Origin of the sequence: Bradyrhizobium elkanii WSM2783, assembly GCF_000472865.1 — a bacterium.
GTDB lineage: Bacteria > Pseudomonadota > Alphaproteobacteria > Rhizobiales > Xanthobacteraceae > Bradyrhizobium > Bradyrhizobium elkanii_A.
In genome coordinates this window covers 20,295-39,387 of record NZ_AXAP01000002.1, presented here as the reverse complement: position 1 = coordinate 39,387, position 19,093 = coordinate 20,295, and the positions used below count along the sequence as shown (strand labels likewise).

Below are 19,093 nucleotides of genomic sequence, written 5' to 3'. Positions count from 1 at the left end.
TAGTTTCCTCTTGAGGGGGCCGAACATCGGCCGATGGATTTGGGCTTGCAGGTGGATCAAGACCGCCGGCGCCCGCGAATTTCCGGCGTGGTCTAGAGCATTTTTCCCGTCAGGGGAAACCCTGTTCTCGCATGGCGCGGTGCGGCATCATGCGTCCATGAAGACCGGGTAGAGCGAGGCGAGCAACAGGATCGCCATCACGATATTGAAAGCGCGGACCGCCTGGCGCGAGGTCAGGATCGGCCGCAGCGCGGTGCCGAACAGCGCCCAGGCGATGCAGGACAAGGTGCCGAGGATCAGGCTCAAGCCGACCTGGATCGCAATATTCCAGGGGAATGCGGCAATCGCCGCATAGGCGGTGATGGTACCGATCACCATCACCCAGCCTTTGGCGTTGACCCATTGGAACATGGCCGCGCCCCAGAAGGTCATCGGGCGGCCGCTTCCGTCACCGGACTCCGGCGAGGATGGCTCGGCCATCGCGATCGCGGCGGCAAGATAGATCAAATAGGCGACGCCGATATATTTCAGGATGGTCTGCAGCGCGGGATAGGCGATGAAGACTGTGCCGAGGCCAAGCCCGACGGCGCCGACCATGAACGCAAATCCGACCGTGATGCCCGCCATATGCGGCACCGTGCGGCGGAAGCCGTAAGTCAATCCCGAGGACAGCAGCATGATGTTGTTCGGCCCCGGCGTGAAGAACATCACCACGGCGAACATCACGAAGGCGATCAGAACCGACTGCGACATGACACCACTCATGCGATCTTCGTCTGGGGTTGCGGACGTCGCGAGAACAGCATGATGGCGATGCCGCCGATGACGGCGGCCATGCCCGCTAGCCGCAGCGGCCCGAACCGTTCGCCGAACACGATGCTGGAGGCGGCGGAGCCGACGAACGGCACCAGGAGCGCGAACGGCACCACCTGCGCCGCCGGATAGTCGCGCAAGAGCCGACCCCACAGCCAATAGGCGATGCTGGTTGAGACGGCGCCGACGAACAGCATGCAGGCGATACCGGCCATCGACATCTGCGACAGCGCCTGCCAGGTCGGCTTCACCCCGAGGGTGACCAGCGACAGCGCGAACAGGGGAACGGCGGCGCAGAGGCACAGCCATGCGAACAGATCGAACATGCGCGCACCCTGCGCGGGCCGCAGCAGGAGATTGCCGACCGCGAAACAGATCGGGGAGATCATCAGGATCGCGAACGCGCCGGCACTGAAATCATGGCCGACGGTGCCGGAGATCATCAAGAGGCCGATCGCGGCAACGCCGATGCCGACCATCTGCATCCGGCTCGGCCATTCGCTGAACACGATAGCGGCGAACGCGATCGTGAACAGCGCCTGGCTCTGCACGATCACGCTGGTGAGCCCGACCGGCATGCCATGCGCAATGGCGATCGACTGCGCCAGGAACTGGCCGAGGAACAGGTTCAGGCTGATGGCGATCAGAAGCGGCCAGGACACTTTCGGCTTGCGCAGGAACAGGCACGGCACCGCCGCGATCCCAAAACGCAGCGCCGTCATCAATTCCGGCGGCAATTCGTCAAGCGCGATCCGGCTGGCGACGAAGGCAAGCCCCCAGATCACCGCGACCATGACGGCGATGCAGACGTCGGCCGGTTTCATTGGCTCGTCTTTTCCAGCTCTTTGGTTCTAGCTCTTCTGTTCCGGCTTCGGCTTGCGCAGGAGATAGGTGCCGTGCAGCGGCGCGTGGTAGTCGGCGGAGACCAGGGTGAAGCCGACCTCGGTCAGCATGCGTTCCATCACCCAACCGAAGGTCGAATATTCGTCGCGCATGTGCGTCACCACGCCCTCGCGCTCGAAATCGTGGTTCTTGATGGAAAAATCGGCCCAGCCCTCGACGTCGCGCTCCACGCCGTCGGGCATGCTGACGAACACGATATCGCGCAGATAGAACTCGCAGCCCGGCTTCAGCGCGTTGAAGATCCGCGACAGCGCCACCGCTTTCCAGAAATCCGGCAAATGATGCAGCGTGAATTCGCTGACGATCAGGTCATAGGAATTCGGCTGATAGGCGAAGCTGAGAAGTCCCGCCGGCTGGGTGCGGATGCGCGCCCTGCGGTCGCGTGCATAGATATTGGCGAGCGTCAGCATCGCCGGCGAGATGTCGATCGCATCGACGTCGGCGCCCATCAGCGCCGCTTCGCAGGCGAGCACACCGTTGCCGCAACCGATATCGGCGACGCGCCAGCCCGGCTTGACGCCGAGCATGTTGAGCGTCTGGCGGGCGCGGACGTCGCTGTCGTCATCGCGGCCATAGATCGAGGCGACCGCGGTATCGATGCCGACCCTACGTCTTTGCGTGTAGTACCAGTCGCGCGCCAACATGGTTCACATCCCTTCCGGCCCGCGTCCGATCGCGGCGACGCCCGTGCGTGACACCTCGACCAGGCCGAGCGGGCGCATCAGGTCGATGAACTGATTGATCTTGGCGGTATTGCCTGTGATCTCGAACACAAAACTCTCGGTGGTGGCATCAATGACCCGTGCCCGGAACGCATCCGCGAGCCGCAGCGCCTCGACGCGGTGGTCGCCGGTACCGCGCACCTTCACCATTGCGAGCTCGCGCTCGATCGAGCGTCCCGACAGCGTCATGTCGACGACGCGGTAGACGGGGATCATGCGGTCGAGCTGATGCTTGATCTGCTCGATCACCATCGGCGTGCCCGTGGTCACGATGGTGATGCGCGAAAGATGTTTCTGGCTCTCGGTCTCGGAGACGGTGAGGCTTTCGATGTTGTAGCCGCGGCCGGAGAACAGCCCGATGACGCGCGCGAGCACGCCCGGCTCGTTCTGCACGAGCACGGAGAGAGTGTGCGACTCGTTCGGATCGTGGCGCTCTTCGAGGAAGTAGGCGGATGCGGGCTGGTTCATGGTCGTCCCCTCAAGGATTGCTCTGTCACGCCATCGCCCGCTCGGCGATGGCGGCGTCCGTCCCGACCCACCGGCGGAACAGGTCGAAATCGATATTGCCGCCGCTCAGGACCAGGCCGACGCGCTTGCCTTGAATCTTGTCCCGCTCCTGCAGCGCGGCCGCGAGCGGCGCGGCGCCGGCGCCTTCGGCGAGGTTGTGCGTATCGGTCCAGTAATAGCGGATGGCGGCGCCGACCTCGTCGTCGCTAACCTGCACGATGCGGGAGGCACCCTTGCGGATCATCGCGAGCGCATCGGCCTCGGGAATCCGAGTCGCCATGCCGTCGGCGCGGGTGTTGGCGGTCTCGGTGGTGACGAGGGCGCCGGCTGCGAACGACAAAGCATAGGACGGTGCCTCCGTCGACTGCACGCCGACGATCTCGGTCTGCAGGCCGAGGAGATCGCGGACACGGATGCAGCCGCAGATGCCGGAGCCCTGCCCGATCGGCACATAGAGCAGGTCGAGGTCCGGTGCGGCCTTGAACAGCTCCAACGCATAGGTCGCAACGCCCAGCACCAGGTCGGAATGGAACGCCGGCACCATGTGCAGGCCCGCGCTCTCGGCGCGCCGCACCGCCTCCTCCCGCGCCGCCTGAAAATCCTCGCCGTGTTCGACCAGCTCGGCGCCGAAGGCGCGCATGGCGCGGTTCTTCTCGACCGAATTGCCATGCGGCACGTAGATCGTCGCAGGGACACTATTACGACGCGCGGCGAAGGCGAGACTCTGGCCGTGATTGCCGCGCGTCGCCGAGATGATCCCTCGCGTATCGGGCTGCTCGCGCTTCAGCCGATCGAGATAGACGACCCCGCCGCGCACCTTGAAGGCGCCGGTCGGCGTGTGGTTCTCATGCTTGACCAGGACATTCGCACCCAGCCGCTCAGCGAGCAGCGGCCAGGCATACACCGGCGTCGGCGGCACCGCCGTGCCGACAATCGCCTGCGCGCGCTCGAGCTGTCCAAGGTCGAACATCAGTCCATCTCACACCAGCGCCTTGCCGCCGGCGAAGGCGGTCGCGGTTGCCTCGTCGGTCGCCTCCTCCGGCAACAACATCTCGTTGTGCGCCTTGCCGGAGGGGATCATCGGGAAGCAGTTCTCGAGCGCGGCGACGCGGCAGTCGAACAGCACCGGGCGCTTGATCGCGATCATCTCCTTGATCGCGCCGTCGAGATCGGCCGGCTTGATCACCTGCAGGCCGACGCCGCCATAGGCCTCCGCGAGCTTGACGAAGTCAGGCAGCGCCTCGGTATAGGAATGCGACAGGCGGTTGCCGTGCAGAAGCTGCTGCCACTGCCGCACCATGCCCATGTACTGGTTGTTCAGGATGAAGATCTTGATCGGCAGCTCGTACTGAACCGCCGTCGACATCTCCTGGATCGTCATCTGCACCGAGGCGTCGCCGGCGATGTCGATGACGAGGCTGTCGGGATGCGCCACCTGCACGCCGACCGCGGCCGGCAGGCCATAGCCCATGGTGCCGAGACCGCCGGAGGTCATCCAGCGGTGCGGCTCCTCGAAGCCGTAGAATTGCGCCGCCCACATCTGGTGCTGGCCGACTTCGGTCGTGATGTAGGTGTCCTTGCCGCGCGTCAGCTCGAACAGGCGCTGGATCGCATATTGCGGCAGGATGATATCGTTGTTCTTGCGGTAGGACAGCGAGTTGCGCGCGCGCCATTGCGCGATCTGCTGCCACCACGCCTTGATGTCCGGCCGCTTCGCTTCGGCCTTGAACGCCTGCAAGAGGTCGCCGAGCACGTTGCCGCAATCGCCGATGATCGGCACGTCGACGCGGATGTTCTTGTTGATCGAGGATGGATCGATGTCGATGTGGATCTTCTTCGAGCCCGGCGAGAACGCGTCGGTGCGGCCGGTGATGCGGTCGTCGAAGCGCGCGCCGACGCACAGCATGACGTCGCAATCATGCATGGTCATGTTGGCCTCATAGGTGCCGTGCATGCCGAGCATGCCGAGCCAGTTCTTGCCCGAGGCCGGATAGGCGCCGAGGCCCATCAAGGTCGAGGTGATCGGGAAGCCGGTGAATTCGACGAGATCGCGCAGCAGCTTGGAGGCCTCAAGGCCGGAATTGATGACGCCGCCGCCCGAATAGATCACCGGCCGCCTGGCGGACGCGAGCAGTGCCACGGCTTTCCGGATCTGGGCCGCATCGCCTTTGACGCGCGGCGCGTAGGAGATGTGAACGTCGGATTTGCGCGGCGGATGATAGGTGCCGACCGCGAACTGCACGTCCTTCGGCACGTCGACCACGACCGGGCCCGGACGGCCGGAGGTCGCCACGTAGAACGCCTCATGCAGGACCTTTGCGAGGTCGTTGACGTTGCGGACCAGCCAATTGTGCTTGGTGCAGGGGCGCGTGATGCCGACCGTGTCGCATTCCTGGAACGCGTCGTTACCGATCAGATGGGTCGGCACCTGGCCGGTGATGCAAACCAGCGGGATCGAATCCATCAGCGCGTCGGTGAGCGCCGTCACCATATTGGTGGCGCCGGGGCCGGAGGTCACCAGCACCACGCCGGGCTTGCCGGTCGAGCGCGCATAGCCCTCGGCCGCGTGGCCGGCGCCCTGCTCGTGCCGCACCAGGATGTGCTCGACCTCGCTCTGCTGGAAGATCTCGTCGTAGATCGGCAGCACCGCGCCACCGGGATAGCCGAAAAGGTGCTGCACGCCATGATCGATCAGCGCGCGGACGATCATCGCGGCTCCCGTCATCTGGTTCGGATCGTGGCTCTTGTCTTTCATGGCTGGCTCCGGATGCGCGGTTTCTTGCGCGGCGTTAGGTCTTTGATTTGGGAAATAAAAAAGGGCCCGAGAGGCCCCATGCACACCGCCTGTCTGTCAGATGGCCGCTAGCCATCCCCGGCGGTGTGCCTGGGTACGACGACGATGAGTTTGGTAATAATGTTACGCATGGACCGGCTCAGGCTTCCCAAAGGTTGCGCGACCATACCGACCAATGCCCGAATGTCAAGGCAGGGACGCGTTCAGCGCGACTTTTCGCAATGTAGCGGGGTTCCTGGCATTCGGCGAGTGCGAAATTGTTGTTCCCAGCCATGCGAGATTGGCCCCACAACGCGGGTGCGCGCAGCGCGAACCCGGAATCTCGAGGTTCCGGATTCGCTCCTTTCAGTCGCGCCCCGGAACGACGCTGTCCACCCATCCCCTCGCCGCTTCCGGCGCGACCCATTCGAATTCCGGCAATTGGTGGCGGAACCAGGTGAATTGGCGCTTGGCGTAATGGCGGGTGTCGGCGCGGCCGATCTCGGATGCCTCCTCGCGGCTGATCTCGCCCTTGAGGTGCCGGATCACGGCCGGCACGCCGTGGGCCTTCATCGCCGGCAGCAAGGGATTGAGATCGCGCGCGGCGAGCTTTGCGACCTCGTCCAGCGCGCCAGCGTTCAGCATCGCCTCGAACCGGGCATCGATCCGGGCATAGAGCTTGTCGCGCTCCGGCGCGAGGAACAGCGCGGAGAACTCGCCCGGCGGCAATAGCGGCGGCAGGCCGTCGCGATGCCAATCGGTCAGCGAGCGGCCGGTCGCCTCTACGACTTCGAGCGCGCGGGCGATGCGGGTGCGGTCCCGCGGCTTCAGGCGCTCGGCATAGGCGGGATCGCGCCGGGAAAGTTCCGCATGCAGCGCCTCGACGCCGTCACGCTCGAGCCGCTCGCGCACAACCTCGCGCACCTCGGCAGCGATCGGCGGCACCGCCGACAGCCCGCGGGTGAGCGCCTTGAAATACAGGCCCGATCCGCCGATGAAGATCGGCAGCCGGTTCTCGGCGCGCACCTCGGAAAGCACCTTCGCGGCATCCGCGACCCAGGCGCCGGCCGAGAAATTTGTAGCTGGGTCGACATGGCCGTAGAGCCGGTGCGCGACCAGCGCCTCCTCCTCGACCGTCGGCCGCGCCGTGATGATGCGGAGGTCGCGATAGACCTGCATCGAGTCGGTGTTGATCACGACGCCGCCGGCTTTTTGCGCGAGATCGAGCGCCAGCGCCGACTTGCCGCTGGCGGTCGGCCCTGCGATAAGCACCGCTCTTGTCCCAGCTTTCGAAGCCGCCGCCATGTCGCTTGTCGCCACCCTCATCTGCAATCCCGCCAATCCGGCGCTCGATTCCACCATTGTCGACGGCGCGCTGGCCGTCCTGCCGTCGCCCGGCGCGGCAGAGTGGCTGTTCGACGAAGTCGCCATCGACATCCCCTTTGACGGCAGCGAGGATATCAAGGCGATCGAAGCCCGCCTGCAAGAGGCGCGCGGCGACCTGCCGATCGATATTGTGGTGCAGCCTCGCGCCTTCAGGCGCAAGAAACTTTTTCTCGCCGACATGGATTCCACCATGATCGGCCAGGAATGCGTCGACGAGCTCGCCGATTTCGCCGGGATGAAGGAGCACGTCTCAAAAATCACCGAACGCGCGATGCGCGGCGAGATCGCCTTCGAGCCGGCGCTGCGCGAGCGCGTCGCGCTATTGAAGGACCTGCCGGTCAGCGTGGTCGACGAGGTCCTGAAGAAGCGCATCACGCCGACGCCGGGCGGCCGCGAACTGGTGATGACCATGCGCGCCAATGGCGCCTGGACCTGCCTGATCTCGGGCGGCTTCACGCTGTTCACGAGCGCCATCGCCGCCAAGATCGGCTTCCAGGAGAACCGCGCCAACGAGCTGATCGCGCAAGGCGGCAAGCTCGTGGGCGAAGTGAAGGAGCCGATCGTCGGCCGCGCCGCCAAGCTCGCCACGCTGATCGAGCTGCGCGAGGCCTTCGACCTCGATGCCATCGACACGCTGGCCGTCGGCGACGGGGCCAACGACCTCGGCATGATCGAGGCCGCCGGCCTCGGCGTCGCCTACCACGCCAAGCCCGCGGTCGCAGCCGCCGCGGCGGCGCGGATCGACTACGGCGACCTCACCGCGCTGCTCTACGCACAGGGCTATCGGCGGGATGAATTCGTGGAGGGGTAGGCTCCTTGACCGTCATGCCCGGGCTTGACCCGGGCATCCATCCACTTGAAAGAAGGCGATGGATTGCCGGGTCAAGCCCGGCAATGACGAGCGCTACTGCACGCTCAGCGCCACGAAGCGCAGTTCGCCGTCGCCGTTGGAGACGAGCAGGAGGACCGACTTCTTGCCGTCCTTCTTCAACTGGTCGACGCGCTTCTTGATGTCGGCGGCGTTGGCGACCGCTTCCTGCGCGACCTCGACGATGACGTCGCCGGCGGACAGGCGCTTTTCGGCGGCATCGGAGGAGCCATCGACGCCGGTGATGATCACGCCCTTCACGCTGTCCTTGATCTTGTACTTGGTGCGGAGATCCTTGTTCAGCGCCGCAAGATCGAGCCCGAGCGCCTTCTGCGTCACCGGCTTCTCCGCCGGCTCATCCTTGGTCTTGGCGTTGGCCTGCTGCACCTTGTCGGTGTCCTCGAGCCGGCCGAGCGTGACCCGCTTGGTCTCCTCATTGCCCTTGCGGATGACGACAACGTCGACTTCCTTGCCGACGGCGGTGTCGGCGACGACGCGCGAGAGATCCTTGGGATCCTTGACGTCCTTACCGTCGAACTTCACCACGACGTCGCCAGGCTCGATGCCCGCGGGTTTCGCCGGCCCCTTGTCGTCGACGCCGGCAACCAGCGCACCACGCGCCGGCTTGATGTTGAGGCTGTCGGCGATCTCGTCGGTGACCTGCTGGATTCGCACGCCGAGCCAGCCGCGGCGCAGCTCGCCAAATTTCTGCAGTTGATCCACGACGGCAGCGACCGTCTTCGACGGCACGGCAAAGCCGAGGCCGATCGAGCCGCCGGTCGGTGAGATGATCAGCGTGTTGACGCCGACCACTTCGCCTTCGAGGTTGAACAGCGGTCCGCCCGAATTGCCGCGGTTGATGGCGGCGTCGGTCTGGATGTAGCTATCATAGGGACCCTGGCTGATGTCGCGGTTGCGCGCCGACACGATGCCGGCGGTCACCGAGCCGCCGAGGCTGAAGGGGTTACCGATCGCGATCACCCATTCGCCGAGCCTGAGCTTGTCGGAATCGCCGAACTTCACCGCGGTCAGCGGCTTCGGCGGCTTGAACTTCAGGACGGCAAGATCCGTCTTCTTGTCGACGCCGACCAGTTCCGCCTTCACCTTGGTGCCGTCGTTCATGATGATGTTGATCTCGTCGGCATCGGCAATCACGTGGTTGTTGGTCACCACGATGCCAGCGGTGTCGACGATGAAGCCGGAGCCGAGCGAGTTGGTCTTGCGCGGCTGAAACTCGCCATTCTTGTCCCCGCCCTTGCCGCCACCGGGGCCACGGCGGTTCTTGAAGAAGTCGTCGAAGAACTCCTCGAAGGGCGAGCCCGGCGGCAGTTGCGGCATGGCGCCGCCGCCCTTGGCCTCCACCGTCTGCGACGTCGAGATGTTCACGACCGCATCGATCACCTTTTCGGCAACGTCGGCAATGCCGTCGGGTCCTCGCGCGAAGGCCGCTGGCACCGAGGCAAACATGCCGGCGGCGCCGATGGCGATCGCGGCTCCCATCAGGCGCAGGCGACGGCTCAAGGCGGGTCTGGCACCGGTCATGTCAGCTTCTCTCCAGGAAGTATAATACAGGGCCACAGTGCGCCCGAACGGGGTGGCCGCGCAAGCATTTGAGACAACCATTTCGGCGAAAAACCGGCGCCTTGCGGCTCACGATCGCGTTGGACCGACAAGTTCCGGGCGGCCAATTTTTTTCGTCATGCCCGGGCTTGTCCCGGCCATCCACGTTCTTCGCCGCTCTCACAAAAGGGCGTGGATGGCCGGGACAAGCCCGGCCATGACGACGCCTGTGTTCGCGGCGATAGCTCCTACATTCGCGGCGACCGCTACCGCCGCACCAGCCAGATCAGGATCAAGCCAGCCACCGCCGATCCGATCCCGACCACGCGCAAGACATTGTCCGGGGTTGCCAGCGCGCTTTTCATCGCGCGCCGCATCCAGGACGGGCTTGCCGCGAACATCAGGCCCTCGAGCACGAACAGAATTCCCACACCGATGAGGAAGTCGGTGAACGCTATGGACCTCATCGGATGGCGACCTCTCGTCCGGGCGTTTCTTCTTGGCTAAGGGGCGAAGCGGATGCCTCGCCCTCGTGATGCGGTTACTGCTGCCTCGGCGCGGCGGCCGCTGCCGACGGACCGACGGTTGGCTGACGGCCGGACGCGCTGCCGAAATATTTGAAGAAATCGGAGTCCGGGCGCAACAGGAAACGGGTGTCGTTGGCGCGCAGGCCGTTCTCATAGGCAGTCATCGAGCGGTAGAAGCTGAAGAAATCCGCGTCCTTGCCATAGGCTTCGGCGAACAGCCGGTTGCGCTCGGCGTCGCCCTCGCCGCGTACCTGCTCCGCGGACGAATTGGCCTCTGCGACGATGACGGTTGCCTCACGATCCGCCTTGGAGCGGATCTCCTGCGCCTTCTGACCGCCCTGGGCGCGGAATTCGGCCGCCTCGCGCTGGCGCTCGGTCTGCATCCGCTGGTAGACCGCCTGGCTGTTCTGCTCCGGGAGGTCGGCGCGGCGGATGCGGACGTCGACGACCTGGATGCCGTAGCCGTCGGCCTCGTGGTCGAGCTGGTCGCGGATCCGCGCCATCAACCTCTCGCGCTCGTCGCGGACGACGTTGATGAAGGTGACCTCGCCGAGCACGCGGCGCAGCGCCGCGTTGAGCAGCGTCGTCAACTGCACGTTGGCCGCCTGGATCGTGCCGACGCTCTGATAGAAGCGCAGCGCGTTCTTGATGCGGTAGCGAGCGAAGGCGTCAACCACCAGTCGCTTCTGGTCGGAGGCGATCACTTCCTGCGACGGGTTTTCCAGGTCGAGGATGCGCTTGTCGATCGAGATCACGGAATCGATGAACGGCGCCTTGAAGTTGAGGCCGGGCTCGGTGACGACGCGGACGGGTTCGCCGAGCCGGACCACCAGGACCTGCTCGGTCTGCTGCACGGTGAAGACCGAGCTGTAGCCGATGATGACCAGCACCAGCAGAATGATCAGCGCGGCAATGCCGGTGACGGGGGACCTCATCGCGTGCCTCCGCCCTGCTGCTGACCGGTGGTGGCGGACGGACGCCGCGGCGTCAGCTCGCTCAGCGGCAAATAAGGCACGATGCTGTTCTGGCCCGACGCGCCGCCGTCATAGACCAGTTTCTCGGAGCCACCGAGGATGCGTTCCATGGTCTCCAGATAAATGCGTTGCCGCGTCACGTCGGGGGCCTTCTTGTACTCGTCATAGACCTTCAGGAAGCGCGCACTCTGGCCCTTGGCCTCCGCCACCGCCTGCTCCTTGTAGCCTTCGGCCGCCTGCACGATCTGGGCAGCGCGGCCGCGCGCCTCCGGGATCACACGGTTGGCATAGGTCTGTGCCTCGTTCTGCAACCGCTCGAGGTCGGCCCGCGCGGCCTGCACGTCGCGGAACGAGTCGATCACCTGCTGCGGCGGATCGACCTTCTGCATTTGCACCTGGGTGATCAGGACGCCGGCGCCGTAGGTATCGAGCGTCTTCTGCATCAATTCCTGCACGTTCTGCTCGGTGGTGGTGCGCGCGCCGGTGAGGATCGGCTGGATCTGCGACCGGCCGATCACCTCGCGCATGGCGCTCTCCGCCACCGCCTTCACGGTGCCCTCGGGATTCTGGATGTTGAACAGGAAGTCGCCGACGCCGTCGGGCTTGATCCGCCACAGCACGGTGAAATCGACGTCGACGATGTTCTCGTCGCCGGTCAGCATCAGGCTCTCTTCCGGAACGTCGCGCATGGTGCGGCCGCGCCGCGCCGGGTCGTCGATCAGGGTCATGCCTATCGAAATGGTGGAGACGCGCAGCGCCTTCGGCAGCAGCACTGTCTCAATCGGATAAGGCAAATGATAGTTCAGGCCCGGCTGCACCGTGCGCACATGCTTACCGAAGCGCAGGACGACGCCGAGTTCTTCCGACTGCACCCGGAAGAAGCCGGACAGGCCCCAGATCGCGAGCGCGCCGACGACGACAAGCGCGATCCCCATGCTGCTGAAATGACCGCCGGGCAGGAGCTGCTGCAGGCGGTCCTGGCCGCGGCGCAGGAGGTCCTCAAGATCCGGCGGGCGCGGTCCGGGCGATTGCGGTCCGGTGCCCCATGGTCCCTTCGGACCCGAGCCCCACGGCCCCCCGCCTTGATTCTTCCACGGCATTAACGCTTCTCCTCGGCAAGCCCGGGATGGATGATGGACGCCCGGCCTCGTCAGTCGCCCGGCTTTATAGGGGACCGGATGGCCCCTTACAACGCAAGCTTCCAAGCTGAACGAGCTATGCCTGCGGACATAATTGTCAATGCAAACATTGGCTAGCGGGGTTAACGCTTGATCCGCCGGCGATATGTCACATAGGAAAAATCGACGCTGTCATGCGGCCCGGCCGGATTTCGCACCCGCGCCACTTCTTCCCATTTCGCCGTGTCAATTGTGGCGAAATACGTATCGCCTTCCGGCCGCGCATGCACTTCGGTGATTTCGAGCCGATCGGCACTTTCGATCCACTGCGCGTAGATCTCGGCGCCGCCGATGACGGCGATCTCGGTGGCGAAACGCCGCAGCGCATCGCCAAGCGCGATCGCGCGGGCGTCCTCGAACGACTGGGTGACGATCGCGCCGGGAGCGCGATAGTTCGCGTCGCGCGTCACCACGATGTTGGTCCGGCCGGGGAGCGGCCTGCGCAGGGACTCGAAGGTCTTGCGTCCCATCACCACCGACCTGTTCATGGTGATGGCCTTGAAGCGCTGCTGGTCGCTCTTCAAGCGCCACGGGATCGCATTGTCGCGCCCGATTACGCCGTTCTCGGCAACCGCTGCGATCAGCACGATCTCCATCAGCGCGCCCCGTCCGCCAGCGCCTGTAGCGCCGGACCGGTGACGCGGCACAGCGTCCATTCGTCCATCATCACGGCGCCGAGCGATTTGTAGAATTCGATCGAGGGCGTGTTCCAGTCGAGAACCGCCCACTGCAATTGCGACCAGCCGTTGGCGACGCATTCGCTGGCAAGATGCACCAGCAGCGCCTTGCCGATGCCCTTGCCGCGCAGCGCCGGGCGGACGAACAGATCCTCGAGATAGATACCGTGGCTTCCAGCGAAGGTGGAGAAATTGACGAACCAGACGGCAAAGCCCGCAGGTTCGCCGTCCCACTCCGCGATATCGCAAATGAGCCGCGGATTGTCGCCGAACAGCGCGCCGGCGATGTCGGCTTCGCTGGCCTTCACCTCGTGCAGCAGCTTCTCGTATTCGGCAAGCTCGCGAACCAACGAATGGACGAGCCCGGCTTCATCGACGCGCGCGCGGCGGATCGTCAGCGACATCCTTAAGCGCTCATACCGCGACTTCCGCTTTGATATGCGGGTGCGGGTCGTAGCCCTCGAGTTTGAAGTCCTCGTAGCGGAAGGCGAAGATGTCCTTCACCTCGGGATTGATCTTCATCACCGGCAGCGGCCGGGTCGGACGCGTGAGCTGCAGCCGCGCCTGCTCGATATGGTTGGAATAGAGATGCGTGTCGCCGAGCGAGTGCACGAAATCGCCGAGCTTCAGTCCCGTCACCTGCGCCACCATCATGGTGAGGAGCGCATAGGACGCGATGTTGAAGGGCACGCCGAGGAAGACGTCGCCGGAGCGCTGGTAGAGCTGGCAGGATAGTTTGCCGCCTGCGACATAGAACTGGAACAGGCAGTGGCAGGGCGGCAGCGCCATCTTGTCGACGTCGGCCGGATTCCAGGCGCTGACGATCAGGCGGCGCGAATCCGGATTGCGCTTGATCATGTCGATCACGTTCGCGATCTGATCAATGCTGCGGCCGTCGGGTGCCGGCCAGGAGCGCCATTGCGAACCGTAGACCGGGCCGAGATCACCATTGGCGTCGGCCCATTCGTCCCAGATGGTGACGCCGTTGTCGCGCAGATATTTGATGTTGGTGTCGCCGGCCAGGAACCAGAGCAGTTCATGCACGATCGCCTTCAGCGGCAACCGCTTGGTCGTCAGCATCGGGAAGCCGGCCGACAGGTTGAAGCGCATCTGGTGGCCGAAGATCGATAGCGTCCCGGTGCCGGTACGGTCGTGCTTCTCCGCGCCATCGGCGAGGATGCGTTCGAGCAGGTCGTGATACTGGTTCATGGCGTGAGCTTCGGGCCTTTCGGGAACGGCGAATGTACCGGCCGCAAACGGCCGTCGACACGGCGATTCGGCCTTCCCTGGCGATTATACCCCGAAAAATGATGGCCCATTCTTAAACGACAAGGGCGGAACCTGCGTTCCGCCACTTGCTTTTCTCGCCGTCATTCCGGGGCGCGCGGAGCGCGAGCTATGATGTGCAATTGCACATCAGAGAATCCATTTCGCCGCCGGCGCATGCCGCCCGATGGATTCCGGGCTCGTCCTTCGGACGCCCCGGAATGACGGCGAGATGTCCCGGGTTGCGCTGCGCTCCACCCGGGTTACGGGGCTCTAGCCGGCCGGCTTGAGCACCGGGGTCCACTTCTTGATCTCGTTGTTGACCAGCGTCCCCAGCGCCTCCGGCGTGCGGTCGGCTGGCTGCGGGATGACGCTGCCGAGTTCGAGCAGGCGCTTGCGGACAGTCTCGTCGTCCAGCGCCTTGACGGCTGCCGCGTTCAATTTGGCAATGATCGGCGCCGGCGTGCCCTTGGGCGCGAAGATCGCGTTCCAGGCCTGGGCCTGGAAGGCCGGCAGACCAGCCTCCGCCGTGGTCGGAACATTCGGCAGCGACGGGTTCCGCTCCGGAGTCGCGATCGCATAGGCCTTGATGGTGCCGGCATTGATCTGCGGCACGGCGTTGACGATCTGGTCGCACATATAGTCGACCTGTCCGGCCACCAGCGCGTTCATCGCCGGGCCCGTGCCGTTGAAGGGCACGCCGACCGGCTCGATGCCGAGGACCGAGTTCAGGAGTTGGCAGGAGACGTGGGAGACCGATCCGACGCCGGCATGCGCCGCGTTGACCTTCTCGGCGTTGGCCTTCACGTAAGTCACGAATTCCTTCAGGTCCTTCGGCGGAAAGTCCTTGCGCGCCAAGATCAGGATCGGCGTGCCGGCCAGGAGCCCCACCGGCTCGAAGCTCTTCTCCGGATGGTAGGCCAGATTGGGATAGAGCGGCACCGAGGCCGCGTGCGTCCCCATGTGCCCCGTGATCAGCGTATAGCCGTCATTGGCGGCGCGCGCCGCGCGTGCGCTCGCCGTGGTGCCGCCAGCTCCAACCACGTTCTCGATGATGATGCTCTGGCCGAGCGTTTGCGCCATATGGCCGGTGACGATGCGCGCGATGACGTCGGTCGGGCCGCCAGCCGCGAACGGCACGATCATGGTGATGCTGCGTGTCGGATAGTCCTGCGCGCGCGCCGGCGCGACAACAGCCGACAGCAAGGCTGCCAGCGCGAGAGAAGCACTCGCAAGCGAGCGACCACACCAATTCATCGTACTCCCCCCTGAGAAGGCTCGTTAAAGAAAATGCCGGCCAACCGGCCGGCATTTCTTTTCATACCGAACTTTGGGGAGTCGATACGACTTCCGCCTGCGACACGCCGACGCAGGCGAACGTCAGCCTTCGGACTCCACGAACACCTCGTCGCGCTTGGCGCGCAGGGTCGGCAACACCGCCAGCACCAGCAGGCCGGCGGCGATCGCCAGCAGCACCGCCGACAGCGGGCGGCTGACGAACACGCTCCAGTCGCCGCGCGAGATCAGGAGCGCCCGGCGCAGGTTCTCCTCCATCAGCGGCCCGAGCACCATTCCGAGCAGCAGCGGCGCCGGCTCGAAATCGTGCTTGATCAGCCAATAGCCGACCAGGCCGAACACGCCGGCCAGGATGACGTCGACCGGGGCGTTGTTCACGGAGTAGATGCCGATCGCGCAGAAGATCACGATCGAGGGGAACATCAGCCGGTACGGCACGCGCAACAGCCGCACCCAGATGCCGACCAGCGGCAGGTTGATGATGACCAGCATCAGATTGCCGATCCACATCGAGGCGATCATGCCCCAGACCAGATCCGGCTGCTTCTGCATCACCTGCGGTCCCGGCACGATGCCGTGGATGGTCATCGCGCCGACCATCAGCGCCATCACCGCGTTGGGCGGGATGCCGAGCGTGAGCAGCGGGATGAAGGAGGTCTGCGCCGCGGCATTGTTGGCGCTCTCCGGCGCCGCCACGCCCTCGATCGCGCCGCGGCCGAACCGCGACGGATTCTTGGCGAGCTTCTTCTCCAGCGTATAGGCGGCGAAGGAGGCAATGACGGCGCCGCCGCCCGGCAGGATGCCGAGGATCGATCCCAGCACCGTGCCGCGTCCGATCGCTGGCGCGGAGTCGATGAGGTCCTTTCTCGTCGGCATCAGGCCGGTGATCTTCTGCTGCACCAGATCGCGGCTCATCTCGGCGCCGTGGTCGAGGTTGCGGATGATCTCCGCGAAGCCGAACACGCCCATCGCCACGGTGGCGAAGCCGAGGCCGTCGGCAAGCTCGGGGATGTTGAAGGCCATGCGGGACGCGCCGGTCTCGATGTCGGAGCCGACCATCGACAGCAGCAGCCCGAACACGATCATCGCGATCGCCTTCAGCACCGAGCCCTTTGCGAGCACCACCGCGAAGATCAGGCCGAGCACCATCAGCGAGAAATATTCGGCCGGCCCGAACGCCAGCGCGAGTTTTGTCAACGGCGCTCCCAGGATGGCAATCAGGACGGTGGCGACGCAGCCGGCGAAGAACGAGCCGATCGCGGCGATCGCCAGCGCCGGGCCGGCGCGGCCCTGTTTCGCCATCTGGTGGCCGTCGAGGGCGGTGACGACCGAGGTCGCCTCGCCCGGGATATTGACCAGGATCGAGGTGGTCGAGCCGCCATATTGGGCGCCGTAATAGATGCCCGCGAGCATGATCAGCGCGCCGACCGGCGGCAAGCCGAACGTGATCGGGAGCAGCATCGCCACCGTGGCGATGGTGCCGATGCCCGGCAACACGCCGACCAGCGTGCCGACAAGCGCACCGATCAGACACATCAACAGATTGATCGGCGAGAAGGCGACGGCAAAACCGTGGGCGAGATTAGCAAAAAGATCGACCATCACGCCCTCACTGGATCAGGAAACGCGGGAACATCGGCATCGGCAGTCCGAGCACATAGGGGAAGAGGAGCGCGCAAGCGAGCGTCAGGCAGGCGCCGACGATGATGGCCTCGACCCATCGCGTCTCATGCGATCCGGTCGCCGCGATCATGAAGCTTGCAAACGCCGACACCACCAAACCGAGTGGACGGATCGCGAGAGCGAAAAAGAGGATTGCGGCCATTACGAACAGCGGTCCGCGCCAGGAATAATGCGCCAATCCCGGTCCCTCGCTGAACAGCCCCGTCACCGCAATGCCGGCGCCGAGCGCAACCAACAGCACGCCGAACATCCGCGGAGCGGTGCCGGCGCCGAAGGAGAAGCCGCGCATGCCCTGCAGGTCGCTTGAAGCCCATAGCGCCAGCAGCGCAAGCGCCATCAGCACGATGCCGCCGATATAATCCTGCGGCGCGCGGATCTTGACGAACAGCGTGACGATCGCAACCGCAAACAACGGATAGGAATAGATCAGCGCCAGCAGCACATCCGAGGAAAAGCCCTTCTTGGCGTCGGCGGCGACCGATCCGAACACCGCGTTGGGTGCGGCGGATAGTAGCGCCCCGCCATGGGCGAGCAGCACCTGTGCCGGCCCGCGGCCGGTACCCAGTCCGAAGATCGTGCCGAGCGACCACACAAGCTCGAAAAGCTGCGGCGCCAGGGCCAGCACGAAAATGCCGATGGCGGCGTTCGTGTTACGTGTGCTTGATGCGGTTTGGCCCATCGTTTCGGCCATGCATGTCTCCTCCGTGCCCGCACCGCGGGCCCTGTTATTCTATCGGCTGGATTTGCAACCTGCCCCGGCCTTGCCTAGCGATTTTCGTCAAATAACGCCAGCGAAACCGAGGACGCCCCCGGCCAGTAGCAGCCAAAAAGGGTTGAGTCGCGTCGCAAAGGCAACAATGGCCGTTATCACCGTCGTCAGAGCGGCAATCCAACTTTGGTCGGAGGTCCGGGCCAAAATGAACCCGCTCGCGGCCATCAGCCCGATCGAAAGCGGAACCAGTGCCGCCTGGATGATCGCCGGCCAGCGCGAATGGCGCGAGCGCGCAAGCAGCCCGCTCACATAATAGGCAAGCAGCGCGGTCGGCCCGCACATCGCAAGCGTCGCCGCCAGCGCACCGGCAACGCCGGCGACGGAGTAGCCGATCAGGGTCACGATCAGCACGTTCGGCCCTGGCGACAATTGCGAGATCGCGAAGACGTCGGCGAACTCCTTGTCGGTCATCCAGTGCCGGACCTCGACGGCGATCCGGTGCATTTCGGGGATGGCCGCATTGGCACCGCCGACGGCAAACAGCGACATCAGGCCGAACGTCCAGATCAGCGTCGCAATCGGATTCGTATGCTCGTTCATGCCCGCCCCCGTTGGCGAATCAACAGTGTCACGGCCAGGCTTGTGGGAACGGCGACCAGCAGCACCTCTGCCAACGGCAGCCGCAACACCCCGATGGCGACGAAGACCGCGACGAGGACCACGAGGCCGGCGATATCGCGCCGCTTGACCAGTGGCATCGTCATCTTGAGCATCACGGACAGCAGAAGGCCGACGGCGACGCAGGCTACGCCGGCGAGCGTCCGCCGCAGCGCTTCGATCTCGCCATAGTTCTTGTAGAGCGCCGCGAGCACGATCGCGATCAGCATCGGCGGGCCGACCAGCCCGGCAAAGGCCGCGATCCCGCCGGCAAGCCCCCGGAAGCGGGAGCCGAACACGAACGACAGATTGACGATATTCGGCCCCGGCAGGAAATGGCACAGGGCGAAGGTCTCGTTGAACTCGTCAGCGGTCATCCAGCGATGCTGCTCGACAATGCCCCGGCGCGCCCAGACCAGAACCCCGCCGAACCCGGCCAGGGACATTTTTGCAAAGGCCACGAACAGTTCCCCCAGGCTGGGCTGGATGGGCGGGGTCGAGGCAGGAAGGTCCGCCACGGGAGCGGCGGCCGGCGGAGAATCGGAGGACATGGCAAGAGCCTAAAATGCCGCATCCTGCCGGCCAAGGCGA

The 19,093-nt window shown here is 65.0% G+C and carries 20 protein-coding genes; 1 reads left to right on the top strand and 19 read right to left on the bottom strand.

The genetic code is table 11. The annotated features are described in order from the left end of the window. Positions 1-147: 147 nt before the first annotated feature. The 7 genes from YY7_RS0102225 to miaA all read right to left on the bottom strand — a co-directional run bounded on the left by YY7_RS0102225 (position 148) and on the right by miaA (position 7,023). Positions 148-753: a LysE family translocator gene (locus YY7_RS0102225; protein ID WP_028161807.1), complete on the bottom strand. Its 606-nt coding sequence runs from the start codon at positions 751-753 to the stop codon at positions 148-150. An 8-nt stretch (positions 754-761) separates the two neighbouring features. Then, on the bottom strand, positions 762-1,637 hold the full coding sequence (locus tag YY7_RS0102220) for an EamA family transporter (protein WP_028161806.1): 876 nt from the start codon (positions 1,635-1,637) through the stop codon (positions 762-764). Positions 1,638-1,664: 27 nt separating this feature from the next. Then, a complete protein-coding gene (locus YY7_RS0102215) occupies positions 1,665-2,360 on the bottom strand; it encodes a class I SAM-dependent methyltransferase (RefSeq protein ID WP_028161805.1) in 696 nt (231 codons plus the stop codon). Between the two features lie 3 nt (positions 2,361-2,363). Then, positions 2,364-2,906 (bottom strand): acetolactate synthase small subunit, encoded by a 543-nt coding sequence (gene ilvN / locus YY7_RS0102210; RefSeq protein WP_028161804.1) that lies wholly within the window; start codon positions 2,904-2,906, stop codon positions 2,364-2,366. A 25-nt stretch (positions 2,907-2,931) separates the two neighbouring features. After that, a complete protein-coding gene (locus YY7_RS0102205; protein WP_028161803.1) occupies positions 2,932-3,915 on the bottom strand; it encodes a threonine dehydratase in 984 nt (327 codons plus the stop codon). Positions 3,916-3,924: 9 nt separating this feature from the next. Beyond that, on the bottom strand, positions 3,925-5,700 hold the full coding sequence (locus YY7_RS0102200) for an acetolactate synthase 3 large subunit (RefSeq protein ID WP_028161802.1): 1,776 nt from the start codon (positions 5,698-5,700) through the stop codon (positions 3,925-3,927). Between the two features lie 384 nt (positions 5,701-6,084). Then, positions 6,085-7,023, bottom strand: coding sequence for a tRNA (adenosine(37)-N6)-dimethylallyltransferase MiaA (miaA, locus tag YY7_RS0102195; RefSeq protein ID WP_028161801.1), 939 nt, complete (start codon positions 7,021-7,023; stop codon positions 6,085-6,087). Here miaA and serB point away from each other — a divergent pair. Beyond that, entirely contained in the window at positions 7,022-7,915 is an 894-nt protein-coding gene (gene serB / locus YY7_RS0102190) for a phosphoserine phosphatase SerB (protein ID WP_028161800.1), read from the top strand. The two genes, miaA and serB, sit on opposite strands and share 2 nt — an antisense overlap. 93 nt (positions 7,916-8,008) lie before the next feature. Here serB and YY7_RS0102185 read toward each other — a convergent pair whose 3' ends face one another. The 12 genes from YY7_RS0102185 to YY7_RS0102130 form a co-directional block, all read right to left on the bottom strand. Next, positions 8,009-9,514 carry a Do family serine endopeptidase gene (locus YY7_RS0102185; protein ID WP_028161799.1) on the bottom strand — a complete coding sequence of 502 codons (1,506 nt, stop codon included), beginning with the start codon at positions 9,512-9,514 and terminating at the stop codon, positions 8,009-8,011. A 284-nt stretch (positions 9,515-9,798) separates the two neighbouring features. Beyond that, positions 9,799-9,999 (bottom strand): DUF2065 domain-containing protein, encoded by a 201-nt coding sequence (locus YY7_RS0102180; RefSeq protein WP_028161798.1) that lies wholly within the window; start codon positions 9,997-9,999, stop codon positions 9,799-9,801. A 74-nt stretch (positions 10,000-10,073) separates the two neighbouring features. Continuing rightward, on the bottom strand, positions 10,074-10,994 hold the full coding sequence (hflC, locus tag YY7_RS0102175; protein ID WP_028161797.1) for a protease modulator HflC: 921 nt from the start codon (positions 10,992-10,994) through the stop codon (positions 10,074-10,076). Further along, positions 10,991-12,133 carry an FtsH protease activity modulator HflK gene (hflK, locus tag YY7_RS0102170; protein ID WP_028161796.1) on the bottom strand — a complete coding sequence of 381 codons (1,143 nt, stop codon included), beginning with the start codon at positions 12,131-12,133 and terminating at the stop codon, positions 10,991-10,993. The genes hflC and hflK overlap by 4 nt, the downstream gene beginning before the upstream one ends. 161 nt (positions 12,134-12,294) lie before the next feature. Next, positions 12,295-12,807 (bottom strand): dihydrofolate reductase, encoded by a 513-nt coding sequence (locus YY7_RS0102165; protein WP_028161795.1) that lies wholly within the window; start codon positions 12,805-12,807, stop codon positions 12,295-12,297. Then, positions 12,807-13,292 carry a GNAT family N-acetyltransferase gene (locus YY7_RS0102160; RefSeq protein WP_028161794.1) on the bottom strand — a complete coding sequence of 162 codons (486 nt, stop codon included), beginning with the start codon at positions 13,290-13,292 and terminating at the stop codon, positions 12,807-12,809. Before YY7_RS0102160 ends, YY7_RS0102165 begins: the two co-directional genes overlap by 1 nt. Positions 13,293-13,302: 10 nt before the next feature. Beyond that, positions 13,303-14,097, bottom strand: coding sequence for a thymidylate synthase (locus YY7_RS0102155; protein ID WP_028161793.1), 795 nt, complete (start codon positions 14,095-14,097; stop codon positions 13,303-13,305). Positions 14,098-14,427: 330 nt separating this feature from the next. Next, positions 14,428-15,411 (bottom strand): tripartite tricarboxylate transporter substrate binding protein BugD, encoded by a 984-nt coding sequence (locus YY7_RS0102150; RefSeq protein ID WP_028161792.1) that lies wholly within the window; start codon positions 15,409-15,411, stop codon positions 14,428-14,430. A 123-nt stretch (positions 15,412-15,534) separates the two neighbouring features. Then, positions 15,535-17,052, bottom strand: a complete 1,518-nt coding sequence (locus YY7_RS0102145) for a tripartite tricarboxylate transporter permease (RefSeq protein ID WP_028161791.1) — start codon at positions 17,050-17,052, stop codon at positions 15,535-15,537. Positions 17,053-17,059: 7 nt separating this feature from the next. Next, positions 17,060-17,824: a tripartite tricarboxylate transporter TctB family protein gene (locus YY7_RS0102140; RefSeq protein WP_028161790.1), complete on the bottom strand. Its 765-nt coding sequence runs from the start codon at positions 17,822-17,824 to the stop codon at positions 17,060-17,062. Positions 17,825-17,911: 87 nt separating this feature from the next. Further along, positions 17,912-18,445, bottom strand: a complete 534-nt coding sequence (locus YY7_RS0102135) for a chromate transporter (RefSeq protein ID WP_028161789.1) — start codon at positions 18,443-18,445, stop codon at positions 17,912-17,914. Beyond that, positions 18,442-19,053 carry a chromate transporter gene (locus YY7_RS0102130; RefSeq protein ID WP_028161788.1) on the bottom strand — a complete coding sequence of 204 codons (612 nt, stop codon included), beginning with the start codon at positions 19,051-19,053 and terminating at the stop codon, positions 18,442-18,444. Before YY7_RS0102130 ends, YY7_RS0102135 begins: the two co-directional genes overlap by 4 nt. Positions 19,054-19,093: the final 40 nt, after the last annotated feature.

What these genes read in the sequence shown, in the direction of transcription:
- YY7_RS0102160 (WP_028161794.1), bottom strand. Translation starts at nt 13,292, where the DNA reads ATGTCGCTGACGATCCGCCGCGCGCGCGTCGATGAAGCCGGGCTCGTC.
- YY7_RS0102165 (WP_028161795.1), bottom strand. Translation starts at nt 12,807, where the DNA reads ATGGAGATCGTGCTGATCGCAGCGGTTGCCGAGAACGGCGTAATCGGG.
- YY7_RS0102215 (WP_028161805.1), bottom strand. Translation starts at nt 2,360, where the DNA reads ATGTTGGCGCGCGACTGGTACTACACGCAAAGACGTAGGGTCGGCATC.
- serB (WP_028161800.1), top strand. Translation starts at nt 7,022, where the DNA reads ATGTCGCTTGTCGCCACCCTCATCTGCAATCCCGCCAATCCGGCGCTC.
- YY7_RS0102140 (WP_028161790.1), bottom strand. Translation starts at nt 17,824, where the DNA reads ATGGCCGAAACGATGGGCCAAACCGCATCAAGCACACGTAACACGAAC.
- YY7_RS0102180 (WP_028161798.1), bottom strand. Translation starts at nt 9,999, where the DNA reads ATGAGGTCCATAGCGTTCACCGACTTCCTCATCGGTGTGGGAATTCTG.
- YY7_RS0102200 (WP_028161802.1), bottom strand. Translation starts at nt 5,700, where the DNA reads ATGAAAGACAAGAGCCACGATCCGAACCAGATGACGGGAGCCGCGATG.
- YY7_RS0102145 (WP_028161791.1), bottom strand. Translation starts at nt 17,052, where the DNA reads ATGGTCGATCTTTTTGCTAATCTCGCCCACGGTTTTGCCGTCGCCTTC.
- miaA (WP_028161801.1), bottom strand. Translation starts at nt 7,023, where the DNA reads ATGGCGGCGGCTTCGAAAGCTGGGACAAGAGCGGTGCTTATCGCAGGG.
- YY7_RS0102155 (WP_028161793.1), bottom strand. Translation starts at nt 14,097, where the DNA reads ATGAACCAGTATCACGACCTGCTCGAACGCATCCTCGCCGATGGCGCG.
- hflK (WP_028161796.1), bottom strand. Translation starts at nt 12,133, where the DNA reads ATGCCGTGGAAGAATCAAGGCGGGGGGCCGTGGGGCTCGGGTCCGAAG.
- YY7_RS0102185 (WP_028161799.1), bottom strand. Translation starts at nt 9,514, where the DNA reads ATGACCGGTGCCAGACCCGCCTTGAGCCGTCGCCTGCGCCTGATGGGA.
- YY7_RS0102130 (WP_028161788.1), bottom strand. Translation starts at nt 19,053, where the DNA reads ATGTCCTCCGATTCTCCGCCGGCCGCCGCTCCCGTGGCGGACCTTCCT.
- YY7_RS0102225 (WP_028161807.1), bottom strand. Translation starts at nt 753, where the DNA reads ATGTCGCAGTCGGTTCTGATCGCCTTCGTGATGTTCGCCGTGGTGATG.
- ilvN (WP_028161804.1), bottom strand. Translation starts at nt 2,906, where the DNA reads ATGAACCAGCCCGCATCCGCCTACTTCCTCGAAGAGCGCCACGATCCG.
- YY7_RS0102220 (WP_028161806.1), bottom strand. Translation starts at nt 1,637, where the DNA reads ATGAAACCGGCCGACGTCTGCATCGCCGTCATGGTCGCGGTGATCTGG.
- YY7_RS0102205 (WP_028161803.1), bottom strand. Translation starts at nt 3,915, where the DNA reads ATGTTCGACCTTGGACAGCTCGAGCGCGCGCAGGCGATTGTCGGCACG.
- YY7_RS0102150 (WP_028161792.1), bottom strand. Translation starts at nt 15,411, where the DNA reads ATGAATTGGTGTGGTCGCTCGCTTGCGAGTGCTTCTCTCGCGCTGGCA.
- YY7_RS0102135 (WP_028161789.1), bottom strand. Translation starts at nt 18,445, where the DNA reads ATGAACGAGCATACGAATCCGATTGCGACGCTGATCTGGACGTTCGGC.
- hflC (WP_028161797.1), bottom strand. Translation starts at nt 10,994, where the DNA reads ATGAGGTCCCCCGTCACCGGCATTGCCGCGCTGATCATTCTGCTGGTG.